The 13,240-nt window shown below is 41.1% G+C and carries 11 protein-coding genes; 6 read left to right on the top strand and 5 right to left on the bottom strand.

Going from position 1 to position 13,240, the window contains the following annotated elements; genetic code table 11:
- Positions 1-22 precede the first annotated feature (22 nt).
- Entirely contained in the window at positions 23-502 is a 480-nt protein-coding gene (locus A3K93_RS02085) for an META domain-containing protein (protein ID WP_067728500.1), read from the bottom strand.
- Positions 503-730: 228 nt separating this feature from the next.
- Here A3K93_RS02085 and A3K93_RS02080 point away from each other — a divergent pair, with 228 nt between their 5' ends.
- The 3 genes from A3K93_RS02080 to A3K93_RS02070 all read left to right on the top strand — a co-directional run bounded on the left by A3K93_RS02080 (position 731) and on the right by A3K93_RS02070 (position 3,932).
- Positions 731-1,891 carry an acyl-CoA desaturase gene (locus A3K93_RS02080; RefSeq protein ID WP_067728498.1) on the top strand — a complete coding sequence of 387 codons (1,161 nt, stop codon included), beginning with the start codon at positions 731-733 and terminating at the stop codon, positions 1,889-1,891.
- A 128-nt stretch (positions 1,892-2,019) separates the two neighbouring features.
- On the top strand, positions 2,020-3,465 hold the full coding sequence (locus tag A3K93_RS02075) for a protein adenylyltransferase SelO (RefSeq protein ID WP_067728496.1): 1,446 nt from the start codon (positions 2,020-2,022) through the stop codon (positions 3,463-3,465).
- A 77-nt stretch (positions 3,466-3,542) separates the two neighbouring features.
- On the top strand, positions 3,543-3,932 hold the full coding sequence (locus tag A3K93_RS02070; RefSeq protein ID WP_067728494.1) for an MmcQ/YjbR family DNA-binding protein: 390 nt from the start codon (positions 3,543-3,545) through the stop codon (positions 3,930-3,932).
- Between the two features lie 24 nt (positions 3,933-3,956).
- Here A3K93_RS02070 and A3K93_RS02065 read toward each other — a convergent pair whose 3' ends face one another.
- The 4 genes from A3K93_RS02065 to baeS all read right to left on the bottom strand — a co-directional run bounded on the left by A3K93_RS02065 (position 3,957) and on the right by baeS (position 8,405).
- Positions 3,957-5,309: an amino acid permease gene (locus A3K93_RS02065; protein ID WP_067728492.1), complete on the bottom strand. Its 1,353-nt coding sequence runs from the start codon at positions 5,307-5,309 to the stop codon at positions 3,957-3,959.
- 151 nt (positions 5,310-5,460) lie between these two features.
- On the bottom strand, positions 5,461-5,970 hold the full coding sequence (locus A3K93_RS02060; RefSeq protein ID WP_067728490.1) for a GNAT family N-acetyltransferase: 510 nt from the start codon (positions 5,968-5,970) through the stop codon (positions 5,461-5,463).
- 84 nt (positions 5,971-6,054) lie between these two features.
- Complete coding sequence (locus A3K93_RS02055) at positions 6,055-6,741, bottom strand: response regulator (protein WP_067728488.1); 687 nt, start codon at positions 6,739-6,741, stop codon at positions 6,055-6,057.
- An 11-nt stretch (positions 6,742-6,752) separates the two neighbouring features.
- Positions 6,753-8,405 (bottom strand): sensor histidine kinase efflux regulator BaeS, encoded by a 1,653-nt coding sequence (gene baeS / locus A3K93_RS02050; RefSeq protein WP_067728485.1) that lies wholly within the window; start codon positions 8,403-8,405, stop codon positions 6,753-6,755.
- A 128-nt stretch (positions 8,406-8,533) separates the two neighbouring features.
- Here baeS and A3K93_RS02045 point away from each other — a divergent pair, with 128 nt between their 5' ends.
- The 3 genes from A3K93_RS02045 to A3K93_RS02035 all read left to right on the top strand — a co-directional run bounded on the left by A3K93_RS02045 (position 8,534) and on the right by A3K93_RS02035 (position 13,211).
- Positions 8,534-9,142 carry a hypothetical protein gene (locus A3K93_RS02045; protein WP_067731643.1) on the top strand — a complete coding sequence of 203 codons (609 nt, stop codon included), beginning with the start codon at positions 8,534-8,536 and terminating at the stop codon, positions 9,140-9,142.
- A 300-nt stretch (positions 9,143-9,442) separates the two neighbouring features.
- Complete coding sequence (locus tag A3K93_RS02040; protein WP_067728483.1) at positions 9,443-11,245, top strand: acyl-CoA dehydrogenase C-terminal domain-containing protein; 1,803 nt, start codon at positions 9,443-9,445, stop codon at positions 11,243-11,245.
- A 184-nt stretch (positions 11,246-11,429) separates the two neighbouring features.
- Positions 11,430-13,211: an acyl-CoA dehydrogenase C-terminal domain-containing protein gene (locus A3K93_RS02035; protein WP_067728481.1), complete on the top strand. Its 1,782-nt coding sequence runs from the start codon at positions 11,430-11,432 to the stop codon at positions 13,209-13,211.
- The last annotated feature ends 29 nt before the right edge of the window (positions 13,212-13,240 follow it).

The raw sequence follows: 13,240 nt of genomic DNA, 5'->3' as shown, positions 1-13,240 counted from the left end.
GAAAATAAGCAGTTTATTAAGTTTATTTCTGCATGACCAATACAATTTGACCTGTGGTATTCATAATCTGTAGACGATTACCTACTATCTTGTATCGCTTAACTTCATTCAATGCATTCATTAAAGATGCCTCTTGAGCCAATGCCTGATCACAACTTTGATGACCCGCTTTAACATCAATGTCAATTATGCCAGTGTGTGTATTGAGCTGGTACTTACCGAAGATTGGATTACATCCTGTATGTCCATTGACACGTTTTAAATTAGCATTCAATTCTAGATAAGGATCTTGTTGAAAAAATTTAGCCTTTTGACCATCAATTTCCAAAATTTTCCAGCGAATATTCTGTAGCCCATCAGGACTTCGAGTCACATGTAAAGGACGTTCTTTGCTGTTTATCGTTGTTTTTTGAGATGTTGAACTTTGACAACCGACGAGTACAAGTGCAAATAAATAGGATGCGGTTATTAAGATTTTCGGAATTATTATAGATTTCAACATATTCCAACTCCTATTGAAGTACTCATGTTTTAAGTATGCTGATACTTAAAAAATTAGCACATTTGCTTTTAATTATTCTGTTACTCATAAGTACAATACAGTTGTGCAATAATGCTAGTGTGACTATTTCGTGCGTGCTAATATGCTTAAACATATCCCCTATATTCTTTAGTGGATTCTGATTTTTGATCGATCTGACCTACCCAGGTTCTAGGAGTGCTGTTGGAGATGAATGCTCCCTTACCTCAAGCCCCAATTAACTGGGTCGCGGTGTTTGCTTTGGTGTTTTTACCGATTGTTGCTGTCATTGCGATTCCTCTTTACGCGTACAACCACGATTTTAGTCTTGCCGCTTGGATCAGTATGTTTGTTTTACTAGGCGTCAGTAGCTTAGGTATTACAGCAGGCTATCACCGCCTTTGGGCACATCGTGCTTATGAAGCAACGCTACCGTTAAAAATTATCCTGATGATTATGGGCACCTTTGCTGTACAAAACAGTATTTTGTATTGGGGTTCAGGTCACCGTACTCATCACCGCCATGTCGATGATGTCGAAAAAGATCCATATTCAATTAATAATGGCTTTTGGTATGCACACTTAGGCTGGATGCTTCGTGACTATCCAGCAGCAGAACCTAATTATAAAAATGCACCGGACTTACTCAAAGATCCTGTGGTGATGTTCCAACACAAATACTATGTTCCCTTAGTTGTTGCGGTACATGCAGCCATCTTACTTCCTATTGGTTGGGCTGTGGGTGATGTATGGGGCGTATTATTACTCGGTGGTTTGGTTCGTCTGATTTTAAGCCATCACGTTACATTCTTTATTAACTCACTATGCCATATGTGGGGTTCTCGTCCTTATACTGACGAAAACACTGCACGTGACAACTTTTGGTTAGCCATTGCCACTTGGGGTGAGGGTTATCACAACTACCACCACATTTTCCAATACGATTACCGCAATGGTGTGAAATGGTGGCAATACGATCCAACAAAATGGCTCATTTGGACCTGTTCTAAACTCGGTTTAGCGAAAAACTTACGCCGAATTCCAAGCTTTAATATCAAAAAAGCAGAACTTGCGATGAAATTTAAATATGCACAGCAAGATTTAGCGGTCTATGGTTTAGATGTAAATGCTGATATCGCACAAGCCAAAACCAAAATTGCACAAGAATATGAAGCCTTTACCCAAACCTTAAATGATTGGGCAAAACTGAAAGAGCAAGAAATTCAAGTGAAAAAAGCGGCAGTGGCTGAGAAGTTCCACCAAATGGATGACAAGCTCAAAGCTGAATTCCAAGCCGTTGAAAACCGGTTGTCACACCATCGTGAAACATTAAATACTTTAATGCGTAACTTAAAGAAAACTACAGCTTAACCTGCTGTTCTGCTCGATAAAAGGCTCCGATTTCGGGGCTTTTTTGTTGTCCTTATTAAAACGATCTTCAACACTTTTAGCACATGAAATTTGCTATAGTGAAATGAGTCAAATGATATTGAACCGCTATGCTTTTTAATTCTCGCTATAACACCCTCCCGCCCCGTTTATATGATCATCAACAGCCGAAGCCACTCATCGGTGCAAAGGCAGGTCACTTTAATACTACCCTTGCCGACACACTCAATTGGTCAGATGAAGACAAAGCTACATGGGTAGAGATTTGTAGTGGGCAAAAAACCTTTGCTGAATTTGAACCTTTGGCGATGGTCTATGCAGGACATCAATTCGGTCAATGGGCAGGTCAACTCGGTGATGGTCGTGGTTTACTGATTGCTCAGATCTTAGATAAAAATAACAACACTGTTGATTTACATTTAAAAGGTGCAGGCAAAACCCGTTATTCGCGTATGGGCGATGGTCGTGCGGTACTGCGTTCGACTATTCGTGAATATTTAGCAGGTCATGCCTTAAATGCCTTAGGTGTTGCATCGAGTAACTCAGTTGGCTTTACCTCATCAACGCAAGGCGTACAGCGTGAAACTTTAGAGCCGGGTGCGATGATGCTACGGACTTCAGACTGTCATATTCGTTTAGGGCATTTTGAATGGATCAATCAATTCCAACCTGATCTATTGCCTGAGTTCACGCAAAAATGTATTGAATGGCATTACCCTGAATGCTTAGATACAGAACAACCGATTTTAAGCTTTGCAACGAAAGTCATTCAGCGTACTGCCGTGATGATTGCTAAATGGCAATTGGTGGGTTTCGCCCATGGGGTAATGAACACTGACAACCTGAATATTACCGGTTCAACGTTGGACTTTGGTCCGTATGGTTTTATGGAACGTTTCCGTCCAAATTGGATCAATAACCATTCCGACCATCAAGGGCGTTATACCTATCAAAATCAACCAAGTATTGGACATTGGAATTTATGGACTTGGCTGAATAATCTTATTTCACTCTGCCCTGTCAATTATGATAAAGAGCAATGGAAGCAAGATTTAGCGGCTTGTTTAGAGCACTATGAGCCCACATTCTTAGAGCATTACAAACTCGGCTTAAATAAAAAAATGAGCTTACCCAATTTCCATAAAAACAGTTTTGATTGTGCGATGGCCTTCTTACGTATTTTGCAATCTGAGCAACTGGATTACACGCAAAGTTTTATTCGACTGCAAAACAAAGACTATGAAGCGATTAAAGACGACTGCTTAGACCGCCGTGCCTTTGAAAGTTTCTTAAGTCAGTACAAAAGTATTCGTGAGTTTCAAGATACAGATGAACTCGATGCTGAAATGCAAAAAGCCAATCCACAGTATATTTTGCGTAATCATATGGCGCAGCGTGCGATTGAACTCGCTGAACGGGATGATTTTTCTGAAGTTGAACGCCTATTTAACTTACTCAGCCAGCCATTTACCAAACAGCCTGAGCTAGAGCGTGCAGAAGATTTAGCACCACTGCCAAGTGATGTACCTGAAGTGATGGTGAGCTGTTCATCTTAATTTATTCACAAGTCATACCAAAACTGTGGATAATTTAAGCATTATCCACAGTTTTCTTTTGAGTTTTCCCATCATTTATGACTTTACATCAGATTGCTACATCGACTGCGTTAAAACTGCCTGAAGTCACAGTGACTCAGCCCTTTGGTGAGGGTTGTGATGTATTTAAAGTCATGGACAAAGTCTTTATGCTGTCCTTTCATTTACAGGGAAAAGCTGCGATTAACCTCAAAGTTGAACCTGATCATGGCGCTATGCTACGGGATATTTATCCCTATATTCGTGCAGGTTGGCATATGAATAAACAGCATTGGATTTCTGTTTATGCAGATGATGAGATGGAGGAATCTTTGGTTGAAGATTTGGTATTGAATTCTTATGAGTTGGTAGTAGCGAAGTTAAAGAAAGTAGAACGGATGAGGATTGCACTCTTAAAAACTGCACAATCCTCAAATACAAAAGAGTAATTATATTTTTAGGAAATTAAACGATTAAGCTCGTTTTTTCAGCAGCTTAAATACTATAAACAACAATGCTATCCAAACCGGTAACATCAACACCGACAACATAAAACCTTGTGTCCACATGATATATAAAATCATCAACATAAAGGCTAAAACAAGGTAATTGGTCAACGGCGCAAAGATTGCAGGAAACTTGGTTTGAATCCCCTGTTGTTTCATCGCCTGTCTAAACTTAAGATGAATTAAACTAATCATCATCCAGTTCAATACTGCTGCTGCCACCACAATATAAATCAAATAACTTAAGGCTTTTTCAGGCACTAAATAATTTAAGATGACACAGCCAAAAATCAGTAAAGCCGAGAATAATACCGCAGCAACAGGCACACCTTGTTGATTAACTCGTGTAAATAATTTCGGCGCATTGCCCTGTTCAGCTAGTCCTACAAGCATACGACTATTGGCATACATGCCGCTATTACATACAGAAAGCGAGGCTGTCAGAATAATGAAATTCAGTAAATGTGCTGCCCACTCAATGCCCATTTGGCTAAAAATCATCACAAAGGGACTATGCTCTAAATCACCAACGTTCAACTGATTCCATGGCACAAGCGACAATAACACCGCGAGTGAGCAGATATAAAACAAGAACACCCGTGTCACGGTTTGATTGACGGCACGTGGAATATTTTGATCGGGATTTTCCGTTTCTGCAGCTGCCATACTAATCAGCTCAATGCCACCAAAGGCAAACATCATAAAGGCTAGCATATAAAACAGCCCATCAAAGCCATTGGGGAAAAAGCCACCATGTGCCCACAAGTTTGAGATTGAGGCTGTAGATGATGCATCTGCCGTCATCAGCAAATACACCCCAAAAATAATCATTGCCACAATAGCAAGGACTTTAATCAGCGACAGCCAAAATTCAGACTCGGCATACATTTTGACATTGGCAAGGTTGGCGAGCGTCACCGCAATAAAGAAGACGAGTACAGAAACCCATGTTGGAATATGCGGCCACCAATAGTTAATATATTTACCAATGGCGGTCAGCTCCGTCATGGCCACTAAAATATATAGCACCCAATAGTTCCAACCTGTTAAAAAGCCTGGAAACTTACCCCAATATTGAAATGCAAAATAACTAAATGAACCTGTCACGGGTTCATGCACAATCATTTCGCCCAATTGGCGCATAATTAAAAATGCAATTAGACCACCTATCAAATAACCCAAAATAATGGATGGGCCTGCGGATTGAATAATATGGGCTGAACCTAAAAATAAACCTGTACCAATGGCACCGCCCATGGCGATAAGTTGGATATGGCGATTCTTTAAACGGCGCTGAAGCTGTGGCGTGGAGCTCTGCAAACCTGTCTCTCATCTTGAAGAAAAACTGAATTGTAATGCTTTCTTATATTTTCAGCGAATCTACTTGATCAGATCTACAGCAATACAAGTCTTAGAGCATCTCAATTTACTCATAAAGTATTCATGAATATAAACTTAAAAATAATATTTTTTATTCGGCTTCCACATAGAAAGCTTCATCATAAAACACTTCGGCCTGAGGCACAGTTCCGGTAAAAATGATTGCTTGGAAATATTCAGGCGGTACATCGGCTAAACTTAGTTGCGCATAGGCCTTAAAACCAAATTTTTGGTAATAATTCGGATCCCCTAACAAGACACAGCCTGCTGCACCTAAGGCTTTGAGTTGTTGCAGGACTTCATGCATTAATGCACGACCAATACCCTTACCTTGTAATTCAGGCTGAACTGAAATAGGGCCTAAACCATACCAACCTGCGTTACCTGATGACAATCGTACCGGTGAAATTGCCACATGCCCTACAAGCTGATCATCGATCACAGCGACTAAAGACAGCGTTAATTTTTCTCGTACTCGAAGTGCATTAACAATCAGATGCTCGGTATGGCTAGAGTATTCCACATCAGCAAATGCGGCTTGGGTTAAGTCAGTAATCGGTTCGATGTCTGTTACTTGTTCAGCTCGGATTTGAATCTGCATCATTTCATCCTGTTATTTTTGTTTTTACATAAAAAAAGCGAACAGCTGCTGCCATTCGCTTTTGCGATTTGACTACTATAACCCTTAGTCTTCAGGATATTCAAAACGGTAACCCACGCCATACACCGCTTGAATCCATTCATGACGGTTGCCTGTTTCAGCGGCATCTGAAATCTTACGGCGTAAGTTTTTAATATGGCTGTCAATCACACGGTCAGCAACGTCAAAGCTGTCAGGGTTAATATGATCAAGCAATTGCGCACGTGAATAGACTTGACCGACATGTTCCAAGAATAATTCTAATAAACGGAATTCTGTTGGGGTTAAGTTCAAGGCTTTTTGTTGGTACCAAATACGTTGCTGAGATTTATCCATACGGAATAAATCGTTATTTTCAGGCTCAGCCTTACGATCTAAACGGCGTAACACCGCTTGCACACGCGCAACAAGTTCTTTTGGACTAAATGGCTTACAAACATAATCATCTGCGCCCATGTTTAAGCCCAACACACGGTCAATTTCTTCAGTACGTGCAGTCACCATAATAATCGGCAAGTCTGACTGTTCACGTACTTTACGGCAAATGGTCAAACCATCCATACGTGGCACCATTAAGTCCAAAATCATTAGACTTGGCTTACGTTGAGTAAAGCTGTTATAGGCTTCCTGACCATCATGAAACATACTGACTTCAAAACCAGCAGCTTCTAAATAGTCTCGCACCAGCTGTGCAAGTTCAACTTCATCTTCAACCAGCATGATGTGTTTCATGAATATTTTCCTTATGCTTTCATTTGTTTAGGAAAGGTCAATTTGCAGCGTAAACCACCCAATGGTGAATGTGCAAATGTAAGTTGTCCACCCAATGCTTGGGCAATTTTACACGATAATGCCAAACCGAGTCCTGTACCGCCTGTGGCACGTGTTCGCGAATCATCCACACGGTAGAATCGCTCACCAATACGTTCTAACTGTTCATCCGTCAGACCAAACGGACTGTCATCGACATATAACGACCATTCGCGATCATTTTGTTCTGTATGAACGTGTACTTTACCGCCTGCTTCAGTATAGCGAATACTGTTACTGAGTAAGTTCGCCACAATTTGTTTAAAGCGATCTAAATCTAGATGAAGCATGGTACCTTCACCTTCCGCAATCACCGTTAAGTCTGCTTGATCAAACTTAGGTTGGAAGTTGAGTAACTCATTTTGCACGACGTCCCAAGGGTTTACATCGGATTTATAAATCTGCAATTGCTGTGCATCTGCTTGTGCCAATGCTGCCAAGTCTTGGGTTAACTTTTTCAAACTCGTCACTTGCCCCAGCATAGATGCAAAGTGTTCTGGTGTAGGTTTACGAATACCATCTTGCATCGCTTCAATTTGTGCCTGCAACACAGCTAAAGGTGTCTTTAACTCATGTGAGGTATCCGCAACCCATTGACGGCGTGAAGTTTCATGCTGATCCAAAATAGTTGCCAAAGCATTCACTTCTTTCGATAAATCACCCAACTCATCATTACGGTTTACTTTAACCTGATGTTGATAATTTCCTTTGGTTAATTCCTGTGTTCCACGAAGTAAACGCTGAATCGGTTTTTTGAAATATGTCGCAAGTAATAAGGCTGCAATCAAACTCGCTAAGAAACTAAGTCCGTAGACCAAGAACAAATAACGTTTCTGATTACTAAAGAAATTAATACTCAGTGCATCATCCTGATCTAAAACTGGTTTTAATCCCAAATAACCGACAATCTTACCTTCGACCATAATTGGACGATATGAGATTTGCTCTTCAGTTGCTTCACCAACCACAAAACGGCGTTTCGCATCATATAAAGATAATCGCGCACTTAAACCTAAACGGTCAGGCATTTGAATAAACTGTTTCTTACCAGTGTTTTCCACTGTTTGCTGTTTATCTTTATTACGATCTGTACGAATCAAACTTTGATTTGAACTCAGTGGAAACTTTAAGCCCTCAAATGGCTGAAATTGGGAAGGCAAGTTCTGTGCAAGTAAACGTAACTCTGCTTCATTGACCTGACGTTTCTCAGGATCAGAATCAACCAGTGCAGGTGCGACATTTGCCACAGTATGTTCTTGGAAATAACGCTGCTGTAAGGCAATATCATACTGACGACGTAACCACCAACGTGATAAACGGTCAAAATCATCAGGTGCAGCCTGCCCTTCAATCTGCAAACTTTGCGCTTGAATTGCATTTCCCCAGTCCTGATAGACAGCATAAACTTCGGCCAAATTTTCAATCACATGGTCGAGTTTCTGCATCTCGACATCAGAAACATATTTGGTAAAGTTTCTTTGCATATTCAAATGCAAAACACCTAGACTCACTGTCGTAATTACCAAAGTGGTAAACAACACGGTCAGAAAAAGTCGTAATGCAATTGGAATGCGGCGAATATTCAAATCAAAATCTCAATTTTTCTTCTATATTGCTATTGTAGCGAACACTGCACCAAAAAACTCTTCATTGTTTCTACATGTTTATTGTCTATTCTTTAAAACATAAATTAGGTTATCAAGGTAATAACATGATGAAAGCTATGACAAAAATCGCTTTAGTAAGCGCAAGTGTTTTATCTATGGGTGCATTAACTGCGTGTCAGTCTACCAGTAATGTCAGCTCCACTGATCAATCTCCAATGATGAAACATCATGGCAAACATAAACATCATGCTAAAAAACATTTAACACCTGAACAGCGCCAACAGTTTGAAGCGGCTCGCGAACAGCGTGCTGAATTATTCAAGCAAATGAAAACTGCTTGTGAAAATAAAGCAGTTGGCTCCGCGATTACGATTAAATCTGGTGATAAAACACTGGCTGGTACCTGTGCGATTCACTTCAAACCTGATGCTAAAGATTTAAAAGCCTTTAAAGCACAAAATAAACCGATGCGCGGCGAACACCGTGTAAAACGTGGTGAAGATTTGACAGATGCTCAAAAAGCAGAGTTCAAAAAGCAATTGGAACAACGCCGCGCTGAACGTCAGGCACAACAACAAGCATGGTTAGACGCTTGCCAAGGCAAGAAAGATGGTGCAAAAGTCCAAATTAAAGTAGGCGAACAAGCGATCAATGGTCAATGTCAGGTTCATTTCCAACCTGAACGCCCAGCGAAGTTAAATAACGCAAGCAAATAATTCATCTCCTCATTAAAAAAAGGCACTCAGATTGAGTGCCTTTTTTGTTGTAAGTAAAATTTCATCTTTTGACCATTCGTATCATGTATTGCTCAAGAAAAGTGTTTACACTCAAGCAATTTAGCGTTTTCAAGGGCAGAATCTTTGACTTTACAGTCACCAAGAATTTATCCTGAAACGCTTGTGCCTTCAGGGAAGATGTTGCACGATTAGACTCATTCCAATACGTGTCAATGAAGACGCGTTTTATTGTTTATTTAGGATTATAACGCTGGTTAGACCAGTATTGAGGAAACAGCTATGCCACAATACAAAGCGCCTTTACGTGATATGCAATTTGTTCTGCATGAACTTTTAAATGCTGAAGATCACTATGCAAAACTTCCTGCATTCCAAGGTAACGTAAGCCGTGAGTTGGTTGATCAGTACCTAGAAGCTGCAGCTGACTTCTGTGAAAATGAATTATCTCCTCTTAACCAAGTCGGCGACCGTGAAGGTTGTACTTGGAACGACGGTGTTGTCACTACACCTACTGGCTTTAAAGAAGCGTATCAAAAATATATCGAACTAGGCTTCCCATCTTTATCTGCTGAAGAGCAATACGGCGGTCAAGGTCTACCTAACTCTCTAGGTATTACGATTTCTGAAATGGTCGGTACTGCGAACTGGGCTTGGGGTATGTATCCTGGTCTTTCTCACGGTGCTGTACGTACTTTAGAACACCACGGTTCACAAGAACAAAAAGACACTTACCTTCCTAACCTGGTTTCAGGTGTCTGGACAGGTACCATGTGTTTAACCGAATCTCACGCAGGTTCTGACCTCGGGATTATCCGTACTAAAGCTGAACCACAAGCAGACGGTAGCTATGCAATCTCTGGCGAGAAAATCTTTATTTCTGCTGGTGAACACGACATGGCTGAAAACATCATCCATATCGTACTTGCTCGTCTACCTGGCGCACCAAAAGGTACGAAAGGTATCTCGTTATTCATCGTACCAAAGTTTAACTTAAATGCTGACGGTTCAATCGGTGAACGTAATGGCGTACGTTGTGGTTCAATCGAACACAAAATGGGGATCCACGGTAACGCAACTTGTGTGATCAACTTTGATAACGCAAAAGGTTACTTAATTGGCCCTGAAAACCGTGGTCTAAACTGCATGTTCACGTTCATGAACACTGCACGTATTGGTACAGCGGTACAAGGTCTTGCTGCATCTGAAGCATCTTTCCAAGGTGCATTAACCTATGCAAAAGATCGTCTAGCAATGCGTTCACTTTCTGGCCCTAAAGCACCAGAAAAAGAAGCAGATCCAATTATTGTTCACCCTGCTGTACGTAACATGCTTTTAACTCAAAAAGCATATGCAGAAGGTGGTCGTGCACTTGTTTATCTATTGGCTCAATATGCTGACGTGGTTGAACATGCAACTGAAGAAGCAGATCGTAAATTTGCTGACAACATCTTGTCACTTCTTACCCCAATCGCTAAAGCATTCTTAACTGAAACAGGTTCTGAAGCTGCGAAACACGGTGTTCAAGTATTCGGTGGTCACGGCTTTATTTCTGAGCACGGTATGGAGCAAATCGTACGTGATACACGTATTGCGTGCTTGTACGAAGGTACGACTGAAATTCAAGCGCTCGACTTATTAGGTCGTAAAGTGTTGGGTACTCAAGGTGCAATGTTGAAAGACTTCACTAAGATTATTCATAAATTTGTTGAAGCCAACAAAGACAACGCTGCACTTCAAGAGTTCACTGCACCACTTGCTGCATTGAACAAAGAATGGGGCGACTTGACCATGCAAATTGGTATGCGTGCAATGCAAAACCCTGAAGAAGTGGGTGCGGCTGCAGTCGATTACCTCTACTTCTCTGGTTACGTGACTTTAGCTTACCTATGGGCACGTATGGCACTTGTGGCACAAGAACAACTTGCAGCAGGTACAACTGACGTTGACTTCTACAATGCAAAAGTGACCACTGCTCGCTTCTACTTCAAGAAAATCTTGCCACGTGTTCGCTCACACGTTGACGTGATCGCTGGTGGTTTAGAACCATTAATGGCACTTGATGCAGAACACTTCGCATTCTAAGTTGAGTTCAACTTAAATTGTGGTAAAAGGAAAAGGACGGTCACAGGGTAGGCAGTCCTTTTTCTTTATAAAAAAGAGTTACAGAATTAACCTTTAGTCGTCTAACAATAAGATTTTTAATGCATTAGACTGACTAAAACCGAAAACGAATTTAACTTACTCAAACAATAAACGGGTGAAAATTATGCCAATTTATAACGCGCCGCTTGCCGATATGAAGTTCATTCTGAATGATGTTTTTCATGCAGAAAAGTTTTGGCAAGATAACGAGAATTTAGCACATCTTGATGCTGCGACTGCCGAAGCTATTCTTGAAGAAATGGCTAAATTTGCGCAAAACGTCACTCTTCCTTTAAACCGCACAGGCGATGAAGAAGGCGCGACTTATAATAATGGCAATGTCACTACTCCTGCTGGTTTTAAAGAAGCATTTAAACAATATGCTGAAGGTGGCTGGATTGGTTTAGGCGCAGACGAAGAATGGGGCGGTCAAGGCATGCCGAAAATGCTGACTGTTCTTGCTGATGAAATGCTGTTCGCAACCAACCCATCTTTCATGCTTTATCCACTGCTTTCTGTAGGTGCAGGCATGGCCTTAAATAGCTATGCATCACAAGCGCAAAAAGAAACGTATTTACCTAAAATTTACTCAGGTGAATGGTCAGGTACCATGTGCTTAACGGAGCCACATGCAGGTACAGACTTAGGTATTATCAAAACTAAAGCTGAACGTAATGAAGATGGTACATATAACATTACAGGTACTAAAATCTTTATTACAGGTGGTGACCACGACCTAGCTGAAAACATCATTCACCTTGTACTTGCGAAAACCCCAGATGCGCCTGCGGGTTCACGCGGTATTTCACTCTTTATCGTGCCTAAATTCTTAGTCAATGAAGATGGCTCTCTGGGCGAGCGTAACCCTGTAGGTCCTGGTTCAATCGAACACAAAATGGGGATTAAAGCCTCTGCAACATGTGTGATGAACTTCGACGGCGCGAAAGGTTACCTTGTTGGTAAAGAAAATGAAGGTCTTGCAGCAATGTTCGTAATGATGAACTATGAACGTTTATCTATGGGGATCCAAGGTTTAGGCGCTTCTGAATTTGCGTATCAAAATGCTGCGCAATATGCGACTGATCGTCTACAAGGTCGTAGTGCATCAGGTATTCAGTCACCAAACAAACCAGCAGACAGCATCTTAGTGCATGGAGATGTACGTCGTATGTTGTTGAATGCGCGTGCCAATAACGAAGCATCTCGTGCTTTCGCTGTATATGTTGGTCAACAGCTCGATATTACTAAGTTCTCTACCGATGCAGAAGCGGTGAAAAAAGCCAACAATCGCGTTGCCCTACTTACACCAATCGCTAAAGCATATTTAACGGATACTGCATTCCAAGCAACGCTTGATGCACAAATGGTCTTCGGTGGTCACGGTTATATCCGCGAATGGGGCATGGAACAATGTATTCGTGACCTACGTATCTCGCAAATTTATGAAGGTACCAACGGTGTTCAGTCTCAAGACTTAATTGGTCGTAAAACTATTAAGTGCGATGGTGAATTTATTGCTGAATACATCCAAGAAATTCGTGATTTCGCCAATGACCTAGATGCTGAACTCAACTTCATTAAAGACGCGACACTTGATGCTGCTTCTGAAATTGAACTCGTAACCAAGTTTGTTCTAGAAGCTGCTGCCGAAAATGCAGAATTCCCAAATTCAGCTGCTGTTGACTACTTACATGCTGTTGGCTTATTGAGCTTCGCGTATATGTTTGCACGTATCGCCAATGCTGCTAAAGATAAAGATGGTGATTTCTACCAAAACAAACTTTCTCTAGCACGTTACTATGTTCAACGCATCTTACCTGAACTAAATGTACGTATTGCAAAAGTTCAATCTGGCTGCGAAGTGATTGCAAGCTTCTCTGAAGACTACTTCACAAATCAAGCATAAGCTCAGACATAAAAAACGCCTGCAATTGC

It is taken from the genome of Acinetobacter sp. NCu2D-2 (assembly GCF_001647675.1).
GTDB lineage: Bacteria > Pseudomonadota > Gammaproteobacteria > Pseudomonadales > Moraxellaceae > Acinetobacter.
This window is presented reverse-complemented; position numbering and strand designations above follow the sequence as displayed.